The organism is Rahnella sp. P4_A8 (assembly GCF_056402435.1).
On sequence record NZ_JBFUHK010000001.1, the window covers coordinates 208483 to 233585 of the forward strand.

20 protein-coding genes are annotated in these 25103 nt (G+C 54.0%); 13 read left to right on the forward strand and 7 right to left on the reverse strand.

Going from position 1 to position 25103, the window contains the following annotated elements; translation table 11 throughout:
* Nucleotides 1-105: 105 nt before the first annotated feature.
* Nucleotides 106-378 (forward strand): Ni(II)/Co(II)-binding transcriptional repressor RcnR, encoded by a 273-nt coding sequence (rcnR, locus tag AC1DUO_RS00910; RefSeq protein WP_013575420.1) that lies wholly within the window; start codon nt 106-108, stop codon nt 376-378.
* Nucleotides 379-455: 77 nt separating this feature from the next.
* Here the strand turns inward: rcnR and AC1DUO_RS00915 are convergent, their stop codons facing one another.
* On the reverse strand, nt 456-1874 hold the full coding sequence (locus AC1DUO_RS00915) for a NarK family nitrate/nitrite MFS transporter (RefSeq protein WP_013575418.1): 1419 nt from the start codon (nt 1872-1874) through the stop codon (nt 456-458).
* Between the two features lie 363 nt (nt 1875-2237).
* On the opposite strand from AC1DUO_RS00915, the gene narX reads away from it, so the two are divergent.
* Together narX and narL are read left to right on the forward strand one after the other, a co-directional pair.
* Entirely contained in the window at nt 2238-4028 is a 1791-nt protein-coding gene (gene narX, locus AC1DUO_RS00920) for a nitrate/nitrite two-component system sensor histidine kinase NarX (RefSeq protein ID WP_013575417.1), read from the forward strand.
* The gene (gene narL, locus AC1DUO_RS00925; RefSeq protein WP_013575416.1) at nt 4025-4675 is read left to right on the forward strand and encodes a two-component system response regulator NarL; all 651 of its coding nucleotides are present in this window, start codon (nt 4025-4027) and stop codon (nt 4673-4675) included. The genes narX and narL overlap by 4 nt, the downstream gene beginning before the upstream one ends.
* A gap of 81 nt (nt 4676-4756) precedes the next feature.
* On the opposite strand, the gene AC1DUO_RS00930 is transcribed toward narL, so the two are convergent.
* Nucleotides 4757-6265 carry a YchO/YchP family invasin gene (locus AC1DUO_RS00930; RefSeq protein WP_379670825.1) on the reverse strand — a complete coding sequence of 503 codons (1509 nt, stop codon included), beginning with the start codon at nt 6263-6265 and terminating at the stop codon, nt 4757-4759.
* A 347-nt stretch (nt 6266-6612) separates the two neighbouring features.
* On the opposite strand from AC1DUO_RS00930, the gene AC1DUO_RS00935 reads away from it, so the two are divergent.
* The 3 genes from AC1DUO_RS00935 to AC1DUO_RS00945 are packed head-to-tail and all read left to right on the forward strand — an operon-like array spanning nt 6613 to nt 10373.
* On the forward strand, nt 6613-7362 hold the full coding sequence (locus AC1DUO_RS00935) for a gluconate 2-dehydrogenase subunit 3 family protein (RefSeq protein ID WP_013575414.1): 750 nt from the start codon (nt 6613-6615) through the stop codon (nt 7360-7362).
* 15 nt (nt 7363-7377) lie between these two features.
* Nucleotides 7378-9141: a GMC family oxidoreductase gene (locus AC1DUO_RS00940; protein WP_112198571.1), complete on the forward strand. Its 1764-nt coding sequence runs from the start codon at nt 7378-7380 to the stop codon at nt 9139-9141.
* The gene (locus AC1DUO_RS00945) at nt 9138-10373 is read left to right on the forward strand and encodes a c-type cytochrome (protein ID WP_037033954.1); all 1236 of its coding nucleotides are present in this window, start codon (nt 9138-9140) and stop codon (nt 10371-10373) included. Before AC1DUO_RS00940 ends, AC1DUO_RS00945 begins: the two co-directional genes overlap by 4 nt.
* Nucleotides 10374-10439: 66 nt before the next feature.
* Here the strand turns inward: AC1DUO_RS00945 and AC1DUO_RS00950 are convergent, their stop codons facing one another.
* Nucleotides 10440-10859 carry a hypothetical protein gene (locus tag AC1DUO_RS00950; RefSeq protein WP_013575411.1) on the reverse strand — a complete coding sequence of 140 codons (420 nt, stop codon included), beginning with the start codon at nt 10857-10859 and terminating at the stop codon, nt 10440-10442.
* A gap of 217 nt (nt 10860-11076) precedes the next feature.
* Between AC1DUO_RS00950 and rstA the strand changes: the two genes are divergently transcribed.
* The 6 genes from rstA to AC1DUO_RS00980 all read left to right on the forward strand — a co-directional run bounded on the left by rstA (nt 11077) and on the right by AC1DUO_RS00980 (nt 16620).
* Nucleotides 11077-11808, forward strand: coding sequence for a two-component system response regulator RstA (gene rstA / locus AC1DUO_RS00955; RefSeq protein WP_477986219.1), 732 nt, complete (start codon nt 11077-11079; stop codon nt 11806-11808).
* Nucleotides 11805-13148 (forward strand): two-component system sensor histidine kinase RstB, encoded by a 1344-nt coding sequence (gene rstB / locus AC1DUO_RS00960; protein ID WP_013575409.1) that lies wholly within the window; start codon nt 11805-11807, stop codon nt 13146-13148. The genes rstA and rstB overlap by 4 nt, the downstream gene beginning before the upstream one ends.
* On the forward strand, nt 13132-14613 hold the full coding sequence (locus tag AC1DUO_RS00965; RefSeq protein WP_112198572.1) for a carboxypeptidase M32: 1482 nt from the start codon (nt 13132-13134) through the stop codon (nt 14611-14613). Before rstB ends, AC1DUO_RS00965 begins: the two co-directional genes overlap by 17 nt.
* A 418-nt stretch (nt 14614-15031) precedes the next feature.
* Nucleotides 15032-15400: an acid resistance repetitive basic protein Asr gene (gene asr, locus AC1DUO_RS00970; RefSeq protein WP_015697278.1), complete on the forward strand. Its 369-nt coding sequence runs from the start codon at nt 15032-15034 to the stop codon at nt 15398-15400.
* 118 nt (nt 15401-15518) lie between these two features.
* Nucleotides 15519-15599, forward strand: a complete 81-nt coding sequence (gene ydgU, locus AC1DUO_RS00975; protein ID WP_455567028.1) for a small membrane protein YdgU — start codon at nt 15519-15521, stop codon at nt 15597-15599.
* A gap of 139 nt (nt 15600-15738) precedes the next feature.
* Nucleotides 15739-16620 carry a trypsin-like serine peptidase gene (locus tag AC1DUO_RS00980; protein WP_013575406.1) on the forward strand — a complete coding sequence of 294 codons (882 nt, stop codon included), beginning with the start codon at nt 15739-15741 and terminating at the stop codon, nt 16618-16620.
* Nucleotides 16621-16695: 75 nt separating this feature from the next.
* Here the strand turns inward: AC1DUO_RS00980 and hrpA are convergent, their stop codons facing one another.
* Nucleotides 16696-20571, reverse strand: a complete 3876-nt coding sequence (gene hrpA / locus AC1DUO_RS00985) for an ATP-dependent RNA helicase HrpA (protein ID WP_477986223.1) — start codon at nt 20569-20571, stop codon at nt 16696-16698.
* 301 nt (nt 20572-20872) lie between these two features.
* On the opposite strand from hrpA, the gene AC1DUO_RS00990 reads away from it, so the two are divergent.
* Nucleotides 20873-21490: an FMN-dependent NADH-azoreductase gene (locus AC1DUO_RS00990; RefSeq protein ID WP_477986225.1), complete on the forward strand. Its 618-nt coding sequence runs from the start codon at nt 20873-20875 to the stop codon at nt 21488-21490.
* Between the two features lie 121 nt (nt 21491-21611).
* Here AC1DUO_RS00990 and AC1DUO_RS00995 read toward each other — a convergent pair whose 3' ends face one another.
* From AC1DUO_RS00995 to AC1DUO_RS01005, 3 genes are read right to left on the reverse strand one after another with little or no spacing between them, the layout of a single operon-like run.
* A complete protein-coding gene (locus tag AC1DUO_RS00995; protein WP_013575403.1) occupies nt 21612-21917 on the reverse strand; it encodes a YdbL family probable chaperone protein in 306 nt (101 codons plus the stop codon).
* Between the two features lie 56 nt (nt 21918-21973).
* Complete coding sequence (locus AC1DUO_RS01000) at nt 21974-22168, reverse strand: YnbE family lipoprotein (protein ID WP_013575402.1); 195 nt, start codon at nt 22166-22168, stop codon at nt 21974-21976.
* The gene (locus tag AC1DUO_RS01005) at nt 22165-24891 is read right to left on the reverse strand and encodes a YdbH family protein (protein WP_119261596.1); all 2727 of its coding nucleotides are present in this window, start codon (nt 24889-24891) and stop codon (nt 22165-22167) included. Before AC1DUO_RS01005 ends, AC1DUO_RS01000 begins: the two co-directional genes overlap by 4 nt.
* Between the last annotated feature and the right edge of the window lie 212 nt (nt 24892-25103).

Sequence of the window (25103 nt, forward strand, 5' to 3'; positions counted from 1 at the left end):
TAAGGTAGGCGCTGGGATTCTACTCCCCCCCAGTATTAAATACACCCCCCCAGTATCCACAAAATGATATGATCGCGCCGTCATTGGTGTCACGGAGGAAGTGAGATGTCCCATACCATTCGCGATAAACAGAAGCTGAAAGCCCGTACCAGCAAAATTCAGGGTCAGGTGGCGGCGTTAAATAAAATGCTGGATGAGCCCCATGAATGCGCGGCTGTTCTGCAACAAATTGCCGCGATCCGCGGCGCAGTGAATGGCCTGATGCGGGAAGTGATTAAAGGCCATCTGACTGAGCATATTGTTCATGAAGAAGATGTTGTGAAACGTGAGGCCGATCTGGACGTCGTACTGAGCGTGCTGAATTCTTACGTGAAATAACCTCCTGTGCCGCAGGTCTGATCACGCCAAAAGGGGCCGAAGCCCCTTCTTTATATTTCCGTCACTGAGTATCGCGATTAGCTTTTGACTTGTTTGGTGGCAAAACCTTTGTTTAGTTTGCGCCAGTACACCAGCCAGGTGATCAGCGCACAGACCACGTAAAACACCAGGAAGACTTTCATCGCGCCAGCCGGTGAACCGGTCAGCGCCAGTGAAGTCCCGAACGCTTTAGGAATAAAGAAACCGCCAATCGCGCCGATTGAAGAGATAAAACCGAGCGCCGCAGCAGTATCCGTCACCGCTTCACGCAGCGCTTCATCATCGCTGGCGCCACGCGCTTTAGCCTGGTCAGTAGTGAGTTTGCGGAAAATCACCGCAATCATCTGGTAGGTGGAGCCACTGCCCAAACCGGCCGTCAGGAACAGCACCATAAATACCGCGAAGAATGCCGGGAAGTTGCCGCCCGCGCCGCCGACCGGCAAGGTCAGGAACAGTAAACCGGCAAAAATCGCCATGACGATGTAATTCACCAGGGTTACGCGAATACCGCCAAGGCGGTCTGACAGCATGCCTCCCGCAGAACGCGCCAGCGCGCCAAAGAACGGGCCGAAGAAGGCGAATTGCAGGATGTTAACGTCGGGGAACTGGGTTTTAGTCAACATCGCAAAACCGGCGGAGAAACCGATAAATGAGCCGAAAGTCGCCAGATACAATATGCTCATGATCCACAGATGACCGCGTTTCAGCACCGGCAACTGCTGGCGGATTGAGGCTTTAGAAGACGCCAGATCGTTCATACCAAACCAGGCAGCAAGCGTACCGATGATCAAAAAGGGTACCCAGATCCACGCCGCATTTTGCAGCCACATGTCCGCACCGTTCGCCAGCGTTTGTTTATCGCTGAAAGCCGCAAACACACCCAGGGAGATGACCAGCGGCGCAACCAGTTGCATCACGCTCACGCCCAGATTACCCAGACCACCATTGATCCCTAATGCGCCGCCCTGCTTCGCTTTCGGGAAGAAGAAGCTGATATTGGACATGCTCGAGGCGAAGTTTGCTCCACCGAAACCGCACAACAGCGCAATGATCAGGAAAACGTTATACGACGTGGTGGTATCCTGCACCGCAAAACCCAGCCACAGGCACGGCAGCACCAGAAACACGGTACTGATGGCTGTCCAGCGGCGGCCGCCGAACAGTGGGATCATAAAGGAGTAAGGCACGCGTAACAGTGCGCCGGACACGGACGGAATAGCGGTCAGCATAAACAACTGATCCGTGGTGAAGTTAAAACCGACTTTATTGAGGTTAACGGAGACCAGGCTGAACAGCATCCAGACGCAGAACCCCAGCAACAAACAAGGCACGGAAATCCATAAATTACGGCTGGCCACTTTATGCCCGGTCTTTTCCCAAAAGGCCGGATCTTCCGGACGCCAGTCCTGCAGCAGGCGTGACGGTTTTTCCGTCGGTGAAGCTGATGTGTGTGACATGTGTACCTCGGTGGCAACGCATTGTTGTTGTAATGATTAAGTTATGTCGCACACACTAGGTAGAGCCCCGCTTCAGGATGTTGATACAAATCAACGCAATCGCAGGTGGATAATGCAGGAAAAATGACCATGAATCCTTTGTGAGTATCCGGTGAAAAAAGAATAAACTGCTAGTATTCATAAAGTTGATGAAGAAATATTCTTTCATCTAATGAAGGTATAAATCAGATGGAAATAAAGGAGTAACCATAAAGAGGTATAGGGAAACTTCCTCTGATCATAAAAAATGCCCACTCTGTACAGGCTGGCGTCAGCCCGGCACGGTATCCGCAGCTTTCGATATAGGTTCAGGAAATACTATTCATGTTTAAACGCGCACTGCCTTCTTTGTCGCTCATCAGCCAGATCACATTGCTGATGCTGCTGCTCGGCCTTCTGGGCATTGGCGGAATGAGCATGGCGGCGTGGATGGCGGGCAGTATCGAAGGCAACGCCCATGCGATTAATAAAGCAGGTTCACTGCGTATGCAGAGTTACCGGCTGTTGTCGCAGGTCCCTCTGAGCGAAACCAGTGCCCGTTATATCAGCCAGATGGAAGCTGACGAAAGCAGCGCCGATTTATTACAGGCGGTAGAGCGCGAAAACCTGCAACCGCAGTTTCTGGCGTTACGTCAGTACTGGCAAACTACCCTGCGCGACCAGCTTCTGGCGGCTAAGCATCCGCAAGATGTATCAGCCAATATCGCCGTATTTGTCGGCCAGCTTGATGTGCTGGTCGCCGCACTTGAGTACAAAACCGAATACCATCTGCAACAGATTTCGCTGATTCAGCGCGGGCTGGTGGCGGTCACTGTATTACTGATGGCGCTGACCATCTGGTTCCTGCGCCGCCATCTGTTAACGCCCTGGAAAAGCCTGCTCGCACAGGCCAGCGCCATTACCGCCGGGGATTTCAGCCACCGCTATCAGCGCAAACGTGTGGCGAATGGCGATGCGCATAATGAAATGGATATTCTCGGCGATTCGCTTAACAGCATGTCGCTGGCGCTGGCGGAGATGGTTGATAATCTGGCGCAGCGCGTGGCAGAAAAAACCGCCGACCTGCAACAAAAAAATCAGATGCTGGATTATCTGTACCGTGTGAGCCGTCAGCTTCACACCAGCGACCCGCTTGAGGTGCGCATGGAGCCGGTGCTGAAAGAGTTACAGTCACTGACTCCGCTGAGCGGCATTCAGTTGCGGCAATACGAAAATAACAGTGTGGAAGTGTTCAATGAATTCAGCCATGCTTCACCCCGTCAGCCTGACAGCCCTAAGGTCGGTGAACATGCGGATGACGGCGGCGAATCCCTGAGCTGGAGCCTGCGCGACGATCGTGAAAATTACGGTGTGTTGCTGGCACAGTTGCCGCCGGGCCAGTATCTGGATGACGATCAGCAGCAACTGCTACATACCCTGCTGGAACAGCTCACCAGCACCCTGATGCTGGCGCGTCAGGCAGAACATCAGCAGCAGTTAATGCTGATGGAAGAACGCTCAGCCATCGCCCGCGAACTGCACGATTCGCTGGCACAATCGCTGTCGTGCCTGAAAATTCAGGTGGCCTGCCTGCAAATGCACGCTGACACGTTCTCTGAAGAAGATAAAAATCTGTTGCAGCAAATGCGTGAGGAACTGAGTACCGCTTATCGTCAGTTGCGGGAACTGCTGACCACGTTCCGACTGACGCTCAATACTCCCGGCCTGCGTGCTGCGCTGCAACATACCGTGGATGAATTCTCGCGCCGCATGGGTTTGTCCATCGGTTTTGATTACCAGATCCCGCCGCGTTCCGTGCCGGCCAATCAGGGTATTCACCTGCTGCACATCGCCCGTGAAGCCCTGAACAATGTTTACAAACACGCTAACGCCACGCAGGTATCGCTTTCACTGCACTGTCATGACGGCGAAATCAACATGTGTGTTTGTGACAACGGCGAAGGCATTTCACAGGACGTCGAGCGACAAAATCATTATGGCCTGATCATCATGCAGGATCGCGCCAGTACCTTACACGGCAGCTGTCGGGTCGCCCGACGCCCGGATGGCGGCACAGAAGTCACGGTGCGTTTCCGTCCGGAAGCCCTGCCTGTCAATCCCCAGGAGCAAGTATGAACGACATCACCCCTTCCACTATTTTGCTGATTGACGATCATCCTATGCTGCGTAACGGCGTGAAACAGCTGATCGCGCTGGACTCGCGTCTCAAGGTCATTGGCGAAGCCAGCAATGGCGAACAAGGCGTTGAACTGGCGAAACAGCTCGACCCGGATCTGATCCTGCTGGATCTGAATATGCCGGGCATGAACGGGCTGGATACCCTCGACAGCATGCGCCAGACCTCGCTTTCCGGTCGTATCGTGGTATTCAGCGTGTCGAATCACGAAGATGACGTGGTGACAGCCCTGAAACGTGGCGCGGATGGTTATTTACTGAAAGATATGGAGCCGGAAGATTTGCTGGCCGCGTTGCATAACGCCGCCGCCGGGAAGATGGTGCTGAGCGAAGCGCTGACGCCGGTGCTCGCCGCCAGCCTGCGTGAAAGCCGCCCGAGCGGTGACCGCGATATTCAGTCCCTTACGCCGCGCGAACGCGACATCATCAAACTGATCGCTGAAGGTTTACCGAACAAAATGATCGCCCGCCGGTTGAATATCACCGAAAGCACGGTGAAAGTGCACGTCAAACATCTGCTGAAAAAAATGAAACTCAAATCCCGCGTCGAAGCGGCGGTATGGGTGTTGCAGAGTAATGTGCTTTAACAAGGTGTTAGCCTTTAAAAACCCTCCTCGCCTCCCCCTTCGCAGGAGGAGGAGCAAAAAGCTAAACCCTCAGTGGCTCGATCAGAAATTCAGCCCCGCATCGTTGCCGTATTGCGGTTGCGCAGTCAGCGGCGGGGATACATTGAGGGTGATCCAGTTTGACGTCACTTTCTGCGATTTACTGTCTTCCACGGTCACCGACAGACGATAAATGTTGGTGGCGTCCGGGGAATCATCCCACGGCGGCACAATCACACTCCAGCCATCGGGATTACGGTTATTCGCGGGTGGCGTCAGGCTCAGCGCCTGCGTATCGCCCTGCCAGCTCAGCGCCACCACTGAATTCAGCGCGCGCAGTTGCAGTTTCAGCGGCACAGTTTCACCCGGCTGCAATGACCACGGCGGCGTGGCTAAAAACACCGACAAGGTTTTACGCTGTTTGAATTCCATCACCGGCATATTATTGCGATCAACCATGTCCATGCGGCTTCCGCGCAGCGAGCGGGCTGCCGCGACATTCCGGAAAGACAATTGTTGATCCAGCGGCACACCCAGCCGGTAATTGAGGGTCAGCTTCACCACATCCTGATTATCGCCATCCTGCCCGGCCTGATGCTCGGCCATCACCGTCACCAGCGGTACCGGTGTGTAATTCACGCCAAACGACACCGCCGAGGGATTACTCTGCCGCGTGCCGTTGCCGAACAAATCCACCTGATTACCGAAATACTGCTCATAACTCAGCGAAGCCCCCAACTGGCGATAGAAAGGTAAATAGCCTTTGGTGGTGATGTCATAGCCACGCGCCTGACGGCGCAGTTGCGCAGACGTACTGCTGTCGGCTTTATAGGACGAAAACGGATGATAATAATTGGTGGAGAAACGCAGGTAATCTGTCCAGGCTTCCGCGCCCAGACTGCCGCGCGTCAGCTGATGATCGAAATCATTATCCACAAAAGCGTTATATCCCAGCATCCACGCGCCGGTGTTGAAGCGCTGGCCCAGGCCGAAATTACCGACAGTGGCATCCGTCTCGCTTTGCAGGCCAATCTGGCTGTAAACCAGATTGGTTTGAGAATTATATAGCGGGCTGAAAAGCCGGCCGGAGCTGCCGTCAAGATTACGCCCGGTCATATCCAGTGAGGTGCTGACTGTTCCCAGCGGCGAAAGCAAACTGCTGGTTTCTTTTTGCACCAGTTTCGCGGCCTGACTCAACGCCAGCGTCTCCGCCTGCACACGCAGGGGATCATCGCTGTCCGTAGTGGTGGCTCCCAGCTCTTTCAGCGTGGTAGCAAGTTGTTTTTCAGTGGCCGTCGGTCCGGTATTGTTATGGATATACTGGCTGCCAAGGCTCGGTAACGTCTGAGACGCTTGGGTCGGGGTGCCATTGTTAAAGACAGAACTTTCGTCGCTGGCAGGCAGAAAACCGCTGAGGTTATAGCTGAGTGCGCCGTATTCGGTGGGTTCTGCCGTCAGCGCACTGGCGCTTACAGCATAGAAGGCGGTTCCCCCAGCCATCAGCAAAGAGGCGCAGGTCTTGCCTGCAAATCGCTTCAATAAATCAGAAAAAAAATCTGTGACGTCAGTCATACCTTACACATTTTGCCCGTAAGGTTTGATCTTACCGCACGGTCAGCATAATTCAACCTTCACGCCACGAACGGCCACATACATCATTTCCTTAAATGAAATCATGCCAATTCATTTCCATAGTGAATACATGGATGATTTGCCGTCACATCACAAAAAATATCACCTAAAATAACACCAAAGATATCATTGCACACATTTGATAACATTTTTAACAAACCAACCATTTATCTTTACAGTCTGTTTTCATTTATCCTTAGCAGGTTAACGATTATCCCGACGCCACCCGACTGCCCTGGCAGAGTGCGTCCGGACCTTAAAGTGATGTATACAAACAGGGAACATAAATGAGCAAAAAAACCTTGCCCGGCGTGACCCGCAGACAAATTCTCTCCTTCACGGCCGCCTCCGCAGTACTGGGTGCCGCCAAAGCCGCAAACGCGGTGACGCTCAAAGGCACGCCCGTGTGGAGCCCCTTTGACGCCAGCCCGCCGCCGCAGATTGAGACCGATGGCTGGGCGTTCTTCACCGACGCCGAAGCCGCTGCTATGGAAGCTATTGTTGACCGTCTGGTGCCCGCCGATGACCTGAGCGTGGGCGGTAAAGATGCCGGATGCGCAGTGTTTATCGACCGTCAGCTGGCCGGATTCTACGGCACCTATTCCCGCCTTTATATGCAAGGCCCTTTCCAGGACGGTACACCGGAACAAGGTGACCAGTCACCGCTGGTTCCGCAACAGCGTTACCGTCTTGGTCTGGCCGCACTGGATAAATACACCCGGTCACAGCATCAGAAATTATTCAAAGATCTGCCCGGTGACCAACAGGATCAAATCCTGTCAGGCCTTGAGAGTGGAAAAATTGCCCTTGATGGGATCGATTCCAAATTGTTCTTCGCCATTGCACTTAAGAACACGATGGAAGGTTTCTTCGCTGACCCGATTTATGGCGGTAACCGCAATATGGTGTCGTGGAAAATGCTGGGCTTCCCCGGCGCACGCTACGACTACCGCGAATATGTCGGCAAACATAACCAGAAACTCGATCTCGAACCGCTGAGCATTTCCGGCGGCGACGCATGGAAAATGAAAAGCTAAGGGCAGAACAATATTATGGCAAAAAAATTACCCAAAACCGACGTGGTGGTGATCGGACTCGGCTGGGCCGGCTCGATCATCGCCAATGAATTGTGCGACGAAGGTCTGAATGTGGTGGCAATTGAACGCGGCCCGTGGCGTGATACGGCGCGCGATTTCAACGTAGCCACCGTTACTGATGAATTGCGTTACAACACCCGTCAGGAACTGATGTTACGCACCCGTCAGAACACCATCACCATCCGCAACAATCCGGCGCAAACGGCTTTGCCGATGCGCGAATGGGGATCTTTCCATCCGGGTAACGGCACCGGCGGCGCAGGCAACCACTGGGCGGGGATCACCTTCCGTTTCCAGCCAGATGAATTCCGCCTGAAAAGCCATCTGACTGAACGTTACGGCGCGAACGCCATCCCGGAAGAGTTAGTTCTGCAAGACTGGGGCACCGACTGGGAAGAAATGGAACCGCATTACGCCTCTTTCGAACGTCTGGCCGGCGTGTCCGGTAAAGCCAGTAACGTGAACGGCGAACATCATGAAGGCGGTAACCCGTATGAAGGGATGCGCTCGATTGAATATCCGACCCGCCCGATGGATCAGCCTTACGGCCCGACACTGTTTGCTGAAGCCGCGCGCAATATGGGCTACAAAGCGTTCCCGGTGCCCTCTTCCCTGATTTCCGAGCCTTACACCAACCCGCTCGGTGTAAAAATGGGGCCCTGTACCTACTGCGGCTTCTGCACCAACTACGGCTGCGCGAACTATTCCAAGGCCAGCGCCATCACCACCGTATTACCGGCGCTGATCCGCAAGGAGAATTTCGAAGCCCGCACCAACTGTGAAGTGATGCAGGTGTTGACCGATTCCACCGGTAAACGCGCCACAGGCGTGGTCTATATCGACTCGTCCGGTGACGAGTGGGAACAACCGGCTGATCTGGTGATCGTCAGTGCCTTTACCTTCGAAAACGTCCGTCTGATGCTGCTTTCCGGCATCGGTAAACCCTATGACCCGGTCACCTTAAGCGGCACCACGGGCCGTAATTACGCTTATCAGACCGCCAACGGTGTGCAACTGTTCTTCGATGACAAAAACTTTAACCCGTTCATCGGTGCAGGCGCGGTCGGGATGGGCATCGACGATTTCAACAACGACAACTTCGATCACAGTGGTCTGGGCTTCTTTGGCGGTGGCAGTATCCGTGTCACACCCATCGGTGGTGCGCCCATCGGCTACCGCCCTGTTCCGCCGGGAACACCGAAATGGGGAAGCGAATGGAAAAAAGCCACGGTTGCCAACTATCTCAGCTCGATGTCGATCGGCTGTGAGGCCAGCAGCTACACCACCAAAACCAACTATCTGTCGCTGGATCCGAACTATAAAGACCGTCTGGGTCGCCCGCTGCTGCGCGTGACCTTCGATTTCCCGGAAAACGATCTGAAAATGGCCGCGTATTGCACCGGTAAAGTGGCCGAAATCGCCAAGGCGATGAATCCGCGTCAGCTGGTCGCTAATCCGATGAAAGGCCACTGGAACGGTACGCCGTATCAGTCTTCCCACGTGGTCGGCGGATTTGTGATGGGCGCGGATCCGTCCACCAGCTCGGTAAACAAACATCTGCAAGTCTGGGATGTGCCTAATCTGTTTGTGGTCGGCGCCTCTGCCTTCCCGCAAAACCCGGGCTATAACCCGACCGGCACCGTCGGCGCGCTGGCGTTCAAAGCCGCCCATGCAATCCGTAACTACTATCTGAAAAAACCGGGAGAGATGATCGCATGAAAAAGTTAACCTCATTCTCACTCGGTTTACTGGCTTTGAGCATCAGCGGGCTGGCCCACGCGGCAGGCGACGGCTCTTTCGAACAGGTGGAACGTGGCCGGTATCTGGCAACGGTGGGCGACTGCGCCGCCTGCCATACCGCCTCCACGCCGGATGCCAAACCTTTCGCCGGTGGCGTACCGATTGAAACACCGTTTGGCCGTCTGGTCGGCGCAAACATTACGCCAGATGTGCAAACCGGTATCGGCAAATGGACGTTCGATGACTTCCAGCGCGCGATGTCCGAAGGCATCGGCCACGGCGGCAAACGTCTTTACGGTGCGATGCCGTTCACGGCCTACACCAAAGTAACCCGCGAAGATAACGCCGCCATCTGGGCGTATCTGCAAACCCTGCAACCGGTGCATCACGAAGTGGAAACCAACCAGTTGCCGTTCCCGTTCAACGTGCGAACCAGTCTGATGGGCTGGAACTGGCTGAACTTCACCCAAGGCGAATTCAAACCGCAGATGGATAAATCAGCGGAATGGAACCGTGGCGCGTATATCGTTGAAGGTCTGGGGCACTGCGGCACCTGTCATACACCGAAAAATATGATTGGCGGCGACAAGGACAGCGAATTCCTGCAAGGCGCGGTGGTGGAAGGCTGGGTTGCGCCGGATATCACCAGCAACAAGCACACCGGTGTCGGCAACTGGACGCAGGAAGATCTGATGCAATATCTGAAAACCGGGTCTAACCGTTTCGATATCGCTTCCGGTCCGATGGCGGAAGAAGTCACTAATTCGTCTCAGCACTGGACGGATGCTGATCTCAAAGCCGTGGCGGTGTACCTGAAAGACAGCGGTCATGACAGCGGCAGCAAAGCCCCTGCGCCGGTGAAAGCCGATGATAAGGCGATGGTGGCCGGGAAAAATATCTATGCTGACCGGTGTTCCGCATGCCATACGCCAGCCGGAAAAGGTCAGGAAGGTCTGTTCCCGCGTCTGGCCGATTCACCGCTCATCAACCAGACCAACGCCACGTCGCTTATCCGCGTGGTGCTGACGGGCAGCCGTCCGGTGGCTACCGACAGCCAACCGACCGCGCCGTCGATGCCATCGTTTGATGCCAACATGAGCGATGCTGATGTCGCTAACGTGCTGACGTATATCCGTAACAGTTGGGGAAATGCCGCCGCGCCGGTTTCTGCCTCAGACGTGAAAGAGTTACGCGCAGAACTGAAGAAATAAGCAGGGATTTGCTGAAATGTTAAAGGCCGCGAGAGCGGCCTTTATTTTGAATGCATCACGGAGAAATCAGTGCCGGGGAGGCATCTGCATAATCTGCACTAACAGATGATCATTATTCTGGTTTAATTGCACCAGATGTTTGCATTCTACTTTTATTGCAGTGAGCTGTTCTTCAGTCAGCGAGTACGGCAGATTAATATCAATGCTGTACATATTCTGCTGCTCAGCCAGTTCAATCAGCCGGACAATATTGGTCTCGTCGCTGACCTGGGTGGAAACTACCTGTAAGGCCAGTGCGCGCAACGCTTCCTGCCTGGATTTTTCTTTTTTCGAACGGGATTTCAGAACCATGCCAAAGAACGGCATCACGCCATAAATAGCGTCGACAAAACTCCATTTCTTTTTGCAGGATGCGGACAAGTATTCCATGTAGTCAAAGGATGCTTGTTGACTGCGCGCATCGGGTACCAGGCGGTTTTCATTCATCCCCTCTTCCTCTTCCTGGTCAGGGTCAATCAATTATTTAATCAATGTATAACGCCGAAGATATTCAGCTATATAATGGCATAATTCACTAACACTTTGCCAGTCGCTTCCGGTGCTTTCCGTAACGGAAACTGACATGTTCTATTACGCTAGCACGATAGCGTCGCCCTGCGGGTCACGCTATGCTAATCACCGGATTTCTTAAAGCAGCAAGCCAATGAATAAAATCGTTTTTGTAGAAGATGATGCAGAAGTCGGCAACCTGATCGCCGCCTATCTGGGTAAACACGATATCGACGTGCTGGTTGAACCGCGTGGCGATACCGCGCAGGCGCGTATTGAAAAAGAAAAACCCGATCTGGTTCTGCTCGATATCATGCTGCCGGGCAAAGATGGCATGACATTATGCCGCGATTWACGCCCGATTTTCCCCGGCCCGATTGTGTTGCTCACATCGCTCGACAGCGACATGAACCACATTTTATCGCTTGAAATGGGCGCCAGTGATTACATCCTGAAAACAACGCCACCAGCGGTACTTCTGGCCCGTTTGCGGCTGCATTTACGTCAGAGTCCGGCGCAGAATAGCCAAAATGAACAACCGGTTCAGACGCTCAAAAGCGGCAATGCCCTGCATTTCGGTCAGTTGTGCATCGACCCAGTTAACCGCGAAGTGACGCTGGTGGATGAAACGATCGTTCTTTCTACCTCCGACTTTGATTTGTTGTGGGAACTGGCAACACACGCCGGGCGCATTATGGATCGCGAAGCGCTGCTGAAAAACCTTCGCGGGGTCAGCTATGACGGGCTGGATCGCAGCATTGATGTCGCGATCTCCCGCCTGCGTCGCAAACTGTATGACAACACCCTTGAGCCATTTCGCATCAAAACCGTGCGCAATAAAGGCTATCTGTTTGCTCCCAACGCCTGGGAGACGTTACAGGAATGAAAAAGCTTTTCATCCAGTTCTTTCTGTTACTGCTGGTCTGTTTTCTGGTGATGGCGATGCTGGTCGGACTGGTTTACAAAGTCACCGCTGAACGTACCGGCCGTCAGTCCATGAACGATTTGATGAAAAGTTCGCTCTACCTGATGCGCAGTGAACTGCGGGAAATTCCGATTAAAGACTGGAACAAGACCATCAATACGCTGGATCTGAATCTGTCTTTCAAACTGCATATCGAGCCGCTCGGAAAACGCAAACTCAGCCCTGTGCTGGATCAACGTCTTAAAGACGGCGAAATTATTGCACTTGATGACGAATACACTTTCATTCAGCGTGTGCCGCGCAGCCATTACGTGCTGGTGGTCGGCCCTATTCCGTACCTGTTTTATATGCATGAAATGCGGCTGCTGGATCTGGGGTTGCTGATCTTCATCGGTTTATCGCTGGCCTTGCCGGTATTCCTGTGGATGCGCCCGCACTGGCAGGATTTGCTGCGGCTGGAAAACTCCGCGCTGCGCCTCGGTAACGGCCATCTCGACGAACGTATTGATTTTGATTCGACCTCCAGCCTTAACCGGCTGGGCGTGGCCTTTAACCAGATGGCAGACAACATCAGTACGCTGGTCGCCAGTAAAAAACTCCTGATCGACGGTATCGCCCATGAGCTGCGTACGCCGCTGGTACGTCTGCGTTACCGGCTGGCGATCAGTGAAAACCTGCCGGAATCCGAACAAAATGCCATCAACCGCGATATCGGGCAGCTTGAAGCGCTGATCGACGAATTGCTGACTTATGCACGTCTGGACCGTCCGCAGGTGGCGCTTAACCTGGAAAAAGTCAATCTGGCCGAATGGCTGGAAGACAAAGTCGATGATTTCCGGCTGATCACCGAGCGCACCATTCTCTATGACGCGCCGCAAAATGCCGATTTCGGCGGCGTGGATTTACGTCTGATGGAGCGTGTGCTGGACAATCTGGTCAATAACGGTCTGCGCTATTCACAACAGACATTGCGCGTCAGCCTGTGGTTAGACAGTGAACTCGCCTGCCTGCAGGTTGAAGACGACGGGCCGGGCATCCCGCCGGAAGAACGTACCCGCATCTTTGAGCCCTTTGTTCGCCTGGACCCGAGCCGTGATCGCGCCACCGGCGGCTGCGGGCTGGGGCTGGCAATCGTCCATTCCATCGCCGTCGCTTATCAGGGGCGTATCGCCGTTGACGGCAGCCCGCTCGGCGGTGCCAGTCTGCGTTTCAGCTGGCCGGTAAAACCCACATTCAATCTGGCTGCAGAACAGCCTAATCACGAAAATCAGGAAGGGAGCCACAATGACCATCGCCTATAAAAAATTACACGACACCTTCGCCCGTTTGTCCCGCTTCGGCCATTTATCGGCTATTGCAGGCTGGGATGCCGCGGCCATGATGCCACCGGAAGGCGGACAAGCCCGCTCGGAAGCGCTGGCTGAACTGAGCGTGCTGACGCATCAGATCCTCACGGCGAAACAGGTCGGTGAATGGCTGGAACAGGCCAGCGGCGAACAACTTAATGACGTTGAGCAGGCCAATCTGCGCGAAATGCGCCGTCACTATCAGCAGGCGGCTTTGCTGCCGGAAAGCCTGGTACAGGCAAAATCACTGGCCGGCGCACGTTGCGAGCAGGCGTGGCGTATCCAGCGTAAATCGAACGACTGGGAAGGCTTCTCGGATAACCTGAAAGAAGTGGTTAAGCTGAGCCGTCAGGAAGCACAGTTGCGCGCCGAGGCTGCGGGCATCAGTCGTTACGACGCCCTGCTCGATTTATACGAACCGGGCATGACCTCACAGAAGCTGGATGTGCTGTTTGGCGATCTGAAAACCTGGCTGCCGGACCTGTTACAAACCGTGGTTGAAAAGCAAAAATCCGAAACCCGTATTGCGCCACAGGGGCCGTTTGACATCGAAAAACAGCGGCAGCTTGGTCTGAAAGTGATGGGTAAACTGGGTTTTAATTTCGATGCCGGTCGTCTGGATGTCAGCGCGCACCCGTTCTGTGGCGGGGTTCCGCAGGATGTACGTATCACCACGCGTTACAATGAAAATGAGTTCCTCAGCGCCATGATGGGAGTTATCCACGAAACCGGTCATGCACGTTACGAGCAAAACCTGCCAAAAGAATGGCTGGGCCAGCCGGTTTCCAACGCCCGTTCGATGGGTGTTCACGAATCACAAAGCCTGCTGTTTGAAATGCAACTGGGTTGCAGCGAGCCGTTCCTGAAATCTGTGTATCCGCTGGTTATCGAGCAATTCGGTCACCGTGAAGGGCTGGATGAAAGCAACTTCATGAAGCTGAACCAGCACGTCCAGCCGGGCCTTATCCGTGTTGACGCCGATGAACTGAGCTATCCGGCACACGTCATTCTGCGCTATGAAATCGAAAAAGCGCTGATGGAAGGTGAAATAGAAGTTGATGATATTCCGGCCCTGTGGAACAGAAAGATGCAGGAATATCTTGGCATCGACACTGTCGGCAACTACCGCGACGGCTGCATGCAGGATATCCACTGGACCGACGGTGGCTTCGGTTATTTCCCGACATATACCCTCGGCGCGATGTACGCCGCGCAGTTGTTCCAGACGGCTAACAAAGCCATTCCGACGTTGCAGGATGACATTGTCCGCGGCGACCTGACCGCCCTGTTCCAGTGGCTGCAACAGAATATCTGGCAGCACGGCAGCCGGTTCACGACAGATCAGCTGATGAAAAACGCGACAGGCGAAACGCTGAATCCGGCGTTCTTCCGGGCGCATCTTGAAGGGCGATACTTGTAGGCGGAAGGCGTGCGTTGTCGATTTTTTAAATATAAATCAATAAGTTGAAGTTTTCTTTAAAAGGGAAGTTGCCATTAATACCCCCTCCCCGCCTCCCCCTTCGCAGGGGGAGGAGCAAACACGTGGTCCGCTCCCTCCCCTGCGAAGGGGAGGGCTGGGGTGGGGTTTTAAAGCAAAATCAATAAGTTGAAGTTTGCATTAAACGCAAACACGCGATCCACTGCCCCGTAGCAACCCCATCGCTATATCCTCCAATTTCACCGTAATTTCCTGATTTTATTACGCCCCCCTCCTTTGTACATTCCGTTACACACCGAAACCAATCACTCACGGACAACCAGATCCAACACGCCTAGTATTCTTCATACCGGCCCCGCAGTGGGGTGGACACTTAAACAAAAATTCTGAGGAATTAAAGATGAAAAAAGTATTAGCTCTGGTTGTAGCCGCTGCAATGGGTCTGTCTTCTGTCGCTTTCGCTGCTGAAACTACTGCAACTCCGGCGCCAGCTGCTGCTGCAACTACCGCTGCTCCAGCACCTGCTGCCAAGCATGTGACTAAGCACAAAACTCACAAGAAAGTAGCTCAGAAAGCCCAGGCTGCTAAAAAACACGTGAAACACGCTAAGAAAGCGGCTCCAGTAGCTCAGAAAGCCCAGGCTGCTAAAAAACACGTGAAACATGCTAAGAAAGCGGCTCCAGTAGCTCAGAAAGCCCAGGCTGCTAAAAAACACGTGAAACACGCTAAAAAAGCGGCTCCAGCTGCAAAAGCAACTCCAGCAGCATAAGTAGTCAGTAAAAGTCTTTGTGAGCGTATCTACTCACCATTATCAAGACTGATGATTTAACACCCGGTTCGCCGGGTGTTTTTTTCTCCGGTTTTCTATCTTGAGGTACTGATGGAAGATGCTGCGCCGCTACCTGTTCGAAATCACCCTGTGTTCCCTGATCCTTTGCGGTCTGATCACCCTGTTCTTCTACTTCTGAGATACCCCGCGATGACGCCCGTCATCGGCTCAAAAGGCTGAGTTACCAGACAAATATATCCACCACGAAACATAACCGTCTATAATSGTTCCATAATTACGGCTTCCCGGGTTCTCCCTGTTTTCAAGGTCAGAATGTTATGCGCATCGCGTTACCGCTGTTTTTGTGCTTTTTCTGTTTTACCGCCAGTGCCCTTGTACATGCAGACTCTCCTGATGATGCAGATTCCGACACACCTTCCATCAGCATGAAAGAAAAAACGGCCCTTTTCTTTGGTCACGATCAGCGCACACCTGTGGCTGCGGCGGCGCACTGGCCATGGCAGGCCATCGGGCAGATTGAAACCGAGAGCGGCAATTTATGCACCGCGACGCTCATTTCTAAACATCTTGTCCTCACGGCGGGCCATTGTGTGCTGGCGCCTCCGGGCAAAATAGACAAAGTCGTGGCGCTGAGATTCATTTCTCATGATCAGAAATGGCGATATCAGATCACCGCATTACAAACGCTGGTGGATCCGAAATTGGGCAAGAAACTGAAAGCGGATGGCGATGGCTGGATTGTTCCGCCTAAAGCGGCACCGTTTGATTTCGCACTGGTTCGCCTGACAGATGAAAAACTGGCATTGCCGATCAAACCCCTGCCATTGTGGGAAGGCTCCCGTGACAACTTGACCGCTCTGCTGAAACAGGAAGGCAGGAAAGTGACCCAGGCCGGATACCCGGAAGATCATCTGGATGATTTGTATGTACATCAGGATTGTCTGATCACCGGATGGGCGCAACCGGGTGTGTTATCGCATCGCTGCGATACTTTGCCGGGCGACAGCGGCTCACCGCTACTGCTGAAAAATGCCGATGGCTGGTCGCTGGTCGCGATTCAAAGTTCCGCGCCAGCGGCACAAGACCGTTATCTGGCCGATAACCGTGCGCTGGCCGTTCCGGCCATCCGCGATGCCCTGAATACGCTGTCCTCAGGTGTGATCAGTGCGAGCACGCCGGTAACGACGCCCGCTCAGTAACCGTAAGCATCACCATTTCAGAGCATAAAAAAACCGCCTTCGTGTATCAGGCGGTTTTTTAGTTTTTAGAACCGGTTAAACCAGTTGCTCCATGGTCTGCAAAATCCGTTTATCCGAAATCGGATACGGCGTGCCCAGTTGCTGAGCGAAATAGCTGACGCGCAGTTCTTCAATCATCCAGCGTATTTCTTTCACCTCATCACTTTGCTGACGCACCGGCGGCAGTTTGTTGAACCACTGCTGCCATTGCTGCCGGATGTTTTCCACTTTCAGCATCTGCGCACGGTCGCGGTGCGGATCCATTGCCAGTTTGTCCATCCGGCGTTCAATGGCCTGCAAATAGCGCAGCGTATCCGGCAGACGTTTCCAGCCATTTTGCGTCACGAAACCGCGATAAATCAGGCCGGACATCTGGGTTTTGATATCTGAAAGCGCCAGCGCCATGTTGATATCGATCCGTCCTTTCAGCCGTTTATTGATGCTGAAAACGGTCGTCAGAATTTGCTCCACCTGAATCGCAATCTGCACCACCGTATCATTCAGGTTGGCGCGCACGTGCTCATGCAGTTTTGCGAAATCTTCTTCACGCCACACCAGCCCGCCGGACTCCGCAATCAGTTTGTCGATGCCGCAGGAAATGCAGTCGTCAATCAGATCCAGCACTTTGCCATACGGGTTAAAATACAGCCCCAGTTTGGCTTTGTTCGGCAACTTCTCATGCAGGTATTTGACCGGTGAAGGAATGTTCAGCAGCAGCAGACGTCGCATTCCGCTGAGCATTGCCTGTTGCTGTTCCAGTTCACTGTCAAACAGGCGGATCGCTACGCTGTCTTTCTCATCCACAATCGCCGGATAAGCTTTTACTTCATAGCCGCCGCGCTTTTGTTCGTAGCGTTCCGGTAAGGTACCAAAGCTCCAGACATGCAGATCGCGTTGTTCGATACCGTCATCAGCCACCGCAGAAAGCGTTTGCTGAACCTGCTCTTTCAGGCCAGATTTCAGCGCGGCCAGGTCTTTGCCCTCGCGCAGCGTTTTGTTTTTATCATCGACAATGCGGAACGTCATTTTGAGATGATCGGGCACCTGATCCCACTGCCAGTCTTCACGTGACACCGTCACGCCACTCATCTTACGCAGTTCCTTTTCCATCGCATCCAGCAACGGCATCTCGAACGGTTTGATGCGCCCGAGCAAGGCATCCGCGTAATTTGGCGCAGGCACAAAATTGCGGCGAACGGGTTTTGGCAGCGATTTAATCAGCGCCATGATCAGATCACGACGAATGCCCGGGATCTGCCAGTCAAAACCTTCTTCACTCACCTGATTGAGCAGCGGTAAAGGAATATGTACCGTTACGCCGTCAGCATCGGTACCCGGCTCAAACTGATAGGTCACGCGCAGTTTGAGATTGCCCTGATGCCAGAAATTCGGGTAATCGTGAGCGCTGATATTGCCCGCGCCCTCTTTGATCAGCATGCTTTTTTCAAAGTTCAGGCTGTCCTGCGGCTGCGTTTTCCACCAGGTATCAAAATGACGCGCCGACACCACTTCCTGCCCGATGCGTTGTTCATAGAACAGGAACAGGGTTTCGTCATCAACCAGAATATCGCGGCGACGGGATTTGTGTTCCAGCTCTTCCACTTCGGTGCGCAGACGCAGGTTAGCGCGGAAGAACGCATGACGGGTCTGCCAGTCGCCTTCCACCAGCGCATGCCGGATAAACAGTTCCCGTGACACGACCGGATCAATCGTGCCGTAATTCACCCTGCGTGCCGCCACAATCGGCAGGCCGTAGAGCGTGACTTTTTCCGTCGCCATCACCGCGCCCTGGGCTTTTTCCCAGTGCGGCTCGCTGTAACTGCTTTTCGCCAGATGCTGAGCCAGCGGCTCGATCCATTCCGGTTCGATACGCGCGGCAATACGCCCCCACAGGCGGCTGGTTTCCACCAGTTCGGCGACCATCACCCATTTCGGCGGTTTTTTGAATAATCCGGAGCCAGGGAACACCGCAAAACGGGCATTGCGTGCACCGGTATATTCCTGCTTATCGGCATCTTTCTGGCCGATATGCGACAGCAAACCGGTCAGCAATGCGCAATGAACTTCGCGGTATTCAGCCGGCAGGCTGTTCACCGGCAGCCCCAGTTCTTTCACTACCTGACGCAACTGGGTGTAAATGTCCTGCCACTCGCGCACGCGCAGATAGTTGAGGAAATCGCTGCGGCACAATTTGCGGAACTGTGCAGAAGACAGCGCTTTCTGCTGCACCTGCAGGTGATCCCACAGGTTTACGAATGCCAGGAAATCAGAGTCTTTGTCGGCAAAGCGACGATGTTTTTCATCGGACGCCTGCTGTTTTTCCATCGGACGCTCGCGCGGATCCTGAATCGACAGCGCGGCGGTAATGATCATCACTTCACGTACGCAGCCGTTTTTCTGTGCTTCCAGCACCATGCGCGCCAGACGCGGATCCACCGGCAACTGCGCCAGTTGACGACCGAGCGGTGTCAGCGTATAGCGACCATCGACGGCGTTATTAATGGCGTTCAGCTCTTCCAGCAGACGGACGCCATCCTGAATATTGCGTTTGTCCGGCGCCTCAACAAACGGGAATGCAGCGATATCACCCAGCCCCAGCGAGGTCATTTGTAAAATGACGGAAGCCAGATTGGTGCGCAGAATTTCAGGGTCGGTAAATTCCGGGCGCGAGAGGAAATCCTGCTCGGAATACAGGCGGATACAGATACCTTCGGAAACACGTCCGCAGCGGCCTTTACGCTGGTTAGCCGACGCCTGCGAAACCGGTTCGATCGGCAGGCGCTGCACTTTGGTGCGGAAACTGTAGCGGCTGATACGCGCGGTGCCGGGATCAATGACATATTTGATACCCGGCACGGTCAGCGAGGTTTCGGCGACGTTGGTCGCCAGCACGATACGGCGACCGGAGTGCGACTGGAATACGCGGTTCTGCTCGCTGTTCGACAACCGCGCATACAGCGGCAAAATCTCGGTGTGAGGCAAATCCAGACGGTTCAGCGCATCGGCGGTATCACGAATTTCACGCTCACCGCTCATGAAGATCAAAATGTCGCCCATGCTTTCGCGACCGAGTTCATCGACCGCATCGAAAATCGCCTGCAACTGGTCACGATCCACATCATCTGCGTCATCCACAATCGGGCGATAACGCACGTCAACCGGATACGTCCGGCCGGAAACCTCAATGATCGGTGCATGATTAAAATGACGCGAGAACCGCTGCGGATCGATAGTTGCCGAGGTAATAATGACTTTCAGATCGGGGCGTTTTGGCAGCAACTGACGCAGGTAACCGAGGATAAAGTCGATATTCAGGCTGCGTTCATGCGCTTCATCGATGATCAGCGTGTCGTACTGCATCAGCATGCGATCCTGCTGGATCTCCGCCAGCAAGATGCCGTCGGTCATCAGCTTAACGAGGGTGTTTTCACTGACCTGATCGTTAAAGCGAACTTTATAACCGACCGTGTTACCCAGCGTGGTATCCAGCTCATCGGCAATACGGTTGGCCACAGTACGCGCCGCCAGACGTCGCGGCTGAGTATGACCAATAACGCCTTTAATCCCGCGACCGAGTTCCATACAGATTTTCGGGATTTGCGTGGTTTTACCGGAGCCGGTTTCACCTGCGACAATCACTACCTGGTGATCGCGGATAGCGTTATAGATGTCTTCTTTCTTCTGGCTGACCGGCAGGTTTTCCGGGTAGCTGATTTTTGGCCGTGAGGCTTCACGGGCACTGACTCTCTTCAGGCTCTCGTTGATGGCGGTCTGGATTTCAGCACTTAACGCGTCGAGTGCTTCAGGTTTATCAATCTTTCTGGCACCCTGCAAACGGCGTTGCAGGCGTTGCCGGTCACGTAGCATCAGCCCGTCTAACTGCGCTGATAATGCCGCGAGCGGTGATTTCACGTTCACAATTCCTTGTTGCATGTCAGCCGGAGAGCAAAACGTCTGCGCCAGCTGAATCTGAATGGGTGATGAGGAAGGTTTAAGCCTTGCCTGCTTGTGTCTATGTTAACACAAGGTATTGAACATGCTGAAAACGGGTGATTACGCCGCAGGATTAAAGTTGTTCAAAAAAATCGATGATAGGTCTCTAAATATTGCGCTATCACTGAATAAGCTTTGTGAATAAAGTAAGTTCCATTCGGGGGACGTTCTGGTTATAAAAAACCATTCCCTATGTATCACACAGTTAAGGAACTCACTAATGAGCAAAGTACTCGTTCTGAAATCAAGCATTCTGGCTAACTTCTCTCAGTCAAATCAACTGGCCGATTACCTGATTGCACAGTATCAGTCTGCAAACAGCGGTTCTGCCGTGACAGTTCGTGACCTGGCGGCTAACCCAGTCCCTGTATTAGATGGCGAACTGGTTGGCGCACTGCGTCCTTCCGATGCTCCGCTGACGCCACGTCAGGAAGAAGCACTGGCGCTGTCTGACACCCTGATTGACGAACTGCAGGCGCATGACGTGATCGTTATCGCTGCACCCATGTACAACTTCAACATCCCGACTCAGCTGAAAACATATTTCGACCTGGTTGCCCGTGCTGGCGTGACCTTCAAATACACCGAGAAAGGCCCTGAAGGTCTGGTGAAAGGCAAACGCGTTATCGTTCTGACCAGCCGTGGTGGTATTCATAAAGACACCCCAAGCGACCTGGTTGCCCCATACCTGTCTCTGTTCCTGGGCTTCCTGGGGATGAGCGACGTAGAATTCGTTTACGCGGAAGGTATTGCGTACGGTCCTGAAGTGGCGACTAAAGCACAGACTGATGCGAAAGCAGCAATCGATGCCGCCATCAAAGAACTGGCTGCTGCATAATTATCGTTATCACAATCTGAGCACCCATTCACTTAAGAATCTGTCCGTTCCGCTCAGATGATGTTGTGATAAAGCTATTGCGCGCTGAAAGGCGCGCTTTTTTTTGCCTGCGATCCTCTGCTTACTTCTGCAACCATTTACCGTTGATGCCCCGCACATATTCGCCCTTTCCGGCGCGGGCGACCAGCTTTTGTCCGGCGAGTTTTGCCACATCGTCGGTGCTGACGTTATTGTCCCGCGCCACCTGTTCGTATTGCTGTTTGCGCCCCTCGTTAATTTTTGTCGCCAGCGCGACACTGTCGGCGTCTTGTTTCAGCGGTGCCAGATAGCCGGACAAGGTTTCACCCACGCGCCCTTGCTGTTTGGCTTCATTGAGCGTTAACGCGAACGCCTGACTGCAAAACAGTAAACCCCCCGTCAGTAACATCAGGCTGATTCTCCTGATGCTGTTTTTATTGAAAAATATCGCGGACATAGTGGCCCCTAGAATAAATCGCTTTGATTCTTCAACAGATTTTCCACGTCTTTATCCACTTTGATATGGATCTCGTGTTCGATTTTCACGTTCATGTTGATGGTGATCGGCTCTTTCGGCGCGGCCAGTTCGATACGCGGCACGCAACCGCTGAGCATCATTACGCAAAGCGCCACGCCCGGGCCGACAACTCGCAATTTCATTGTTCCTTCCTCACTGTTGGATCCTTTTTCTGTCCCGCCGCAGACGGATTTTTTGACAGCGCATCAGCAGGCAAAGACATCTGCTGTTGCAGCCATTCCTGAAGATTGTCGCCAAAACGCAAACTGCGCCAAAGCTGATAGATATTTTCCTCATGGGAATAATTGAGGACAATTTCACGTTTTTCTTTATCGCCACCGTGCGTCGTGTCGGTGTAATTCACACCGTCAACTTTAGCCTTCATGGTCAGCACACCAAGATTATCCAGACTGACCTGCGCATCGGAACGGCTGATTTCCAGATAGCGCAGCAGGCCAATGACCATATTGTTGGCGAAATTGCCGCTGGCCATTGCATCGGCAAATTGCGGGTCGAGGCGCAGCGTCAGGCTGCCGTCGTTTCTGATCCAACCGTTATGAATGATCCACTGCGGATTTTCCACATACAGCGGCAACTCACCATAAATCACACCGGACATCGCCAGTTGCTTGGGTTTCAGCGCAGTAAACAGTTCGCTGAGATTGATTTTTTCCAGCTTCAGCACGGCCGCATCATGCTGCGGCATACGCAGCGCCGACAAGCTGAGATGACCACGCAATATATCGACGCCGAGATTGCTCAGGGTCAGTGGCGTTTGTTCACTCCACGGATAATGTCCCTGTAAATCGGCCGTCACGTTCTGCATTTTGACCAGATTGTTCACTTCGCCGATACGCAGCGTCACCGGCTTTTTCACGCCGAGCTGCCAGACCTGATCCTGAAGGCGATACGGCAGGCTGAAATCCAGCCCGCTCAGGTCGCCGTCTTGCATCCAGAAGCCCCCGTTTTTCACCACCCAGTGACCACCCGCGACAAATCCCTGCCCGCGCGCGGCCGAAAATGCCGACTGCGCATAGAAGGTTCCTTCACGTAATTTGATGTTCAGATCCGGCGTGAGAAGCGGCTGGAACGCGGTCAGTTGCTGTTTCGGCCACCAGCCTTCCCCGCGCAGACGTTCGCCATCCCAGCGCCCGTTGAGCCGGATCGGGCCGATCGGTTTGGCATCCAGCATCCCGCGCATGATGAAACTGTCCGGGCTGCCACCGCTGAGCTGTAACGTCAGCGTGGCGGGCGGCAGATAGCCGCCGTTCGCCAGCGAAATCTTCTTCGCCACCAGTCTGATGTCCCCTTTAAACGCCGTTGGCTCATCAGGATACTGCGGTTTGAAGCGGGCGGATGGCGGACGTTTCCAGATCAAAGGGTGTTCGAGCGTAAGGCGCGGCGCATCGACATCTGCCAGCCCGTAATGCAGGCGGTCAAAGCCCGTCGAGAGCGAATTAATGCTGATCAGATTGTCGTGCCACTGGCCTTTGCCAGACATGTCCCAGCGGCCGTTCAGTGGCGGCAGATGCCCGTTGCCCCAGTAATTGAAATTCCACAACCCAATGTCCGGCCAGAACGCCAGCGATTTCCCGCTGAGATGCAGATCAAACGCGCCCCAGAAACTGTGACGTGCTTTGAGGATCGCTTGCAACGGCCCGCTCACGCCCTCTGCGGAGACTTTGACCCCCGCCAGTGGCCAGCGCGCATCGCTGATGGTCAGTTCCGGCGTCGGCTTACCCCACGCCCGTAACAGCGAACCGCTGCGCAATGAAAGCGTCGGGTTAAGCACCGAGCCGCTGAGCTGACCGGGCAATGACGCACTCAGAGACGTGGTCTGTAAATTTGCCTGACCGGTCAGGCGGAAACCTAAATCGCTGTCGAGTAAACCAATGCGTCCCGGCCCGAGCGTCAGCACCACGTTGGCCTTGCCGTTGTGGCCCTGCGTCAGCACATTCAGCCTTGCGGTAATGTGGGTCTGATCAAACGCCGGTGACCAGTCGCTGAGCGTCAGATTTACGCCCCCTGCCAGGGGTTGTGCGGCATAAGGCCAGCGCCATTGTCCCTGCGTGATCTGTAATTCGTTATTGTTGAGTTTCCATGGCAGCATCGCCAGAGGCTGATCACTGCCCTTTTCGGTCAGCGTCAGAATACCGTCGGTTGCCTGCCAGCTCAGCGTAATATCCAGCGGCTGAGGCACCTGCGCCGTTTGCATTTCGGCGTGCAGTTCGCCGGATTCAGGCAGATGATCGAGATTCGCTGGCAGCAGCAGTTTACCGCTGAGCGTCACCGGCTGCGTACTGCCCGGCGGCGTCAGACTGAATGAACGGATGGCAAGCTGACGGTTACCGTCAAGCACGGCGTCAAGTTTCAGGGCATCGCCATTCACAGAAAGATGTTGTACGCCGTCCAGATTACTGAGCTGCACACTGGCGGCGTAATGCTGCCACGGCGTTACAGAAAGCTGGCCGATACTGACGTCACCGGCAGGCAGGAGTTGCTGTATCTCTGCGAGGGAAAGCGTTGACTGACTTTCGCTTTTGGGCAGTTTTGCCAGACAGGCGGTATCGACCGTCAGCGCATCAAGCTTCAGCGCCCATTGGCCGGTGTTATGACTGAGGCGGGCATTTCGTGCCGTCGCGAGCGTGCAGTCCCCGGCCTGATAGCGCACGCCCGGCAGTTGCAGGACGCCGTGCGACCAGTGCGGAGAACCACTCAGCACCAGTTGGGTTCCGCCCGGCAACCAGTGGCTGGCAACAACGGGCAACCAGCGCGGCACGGTTTTCCATAACACCCACAACAGCAGCGCAATAATCACCACTATACTCAGGAGTATCTGCGCGCTTTTCTTCAGTCCGTTCCTCATGACTTGCCTTGTCTTATGCTTCACTAAATGATCTAAACGCCCGCAAGATATCATAATTAGCGTAACAACTGATGACAGGAATGCCAGAGCACCTGAATCAAATAGCACAGGATAAATTGTCTGCCTTCCTGCGCTCTGCTAGTTTGATGGCATATTGCGAATTGTTTCTGAAACTGTTTATTCCTTATAAAACATGCGGAAGCCGTTTCGCC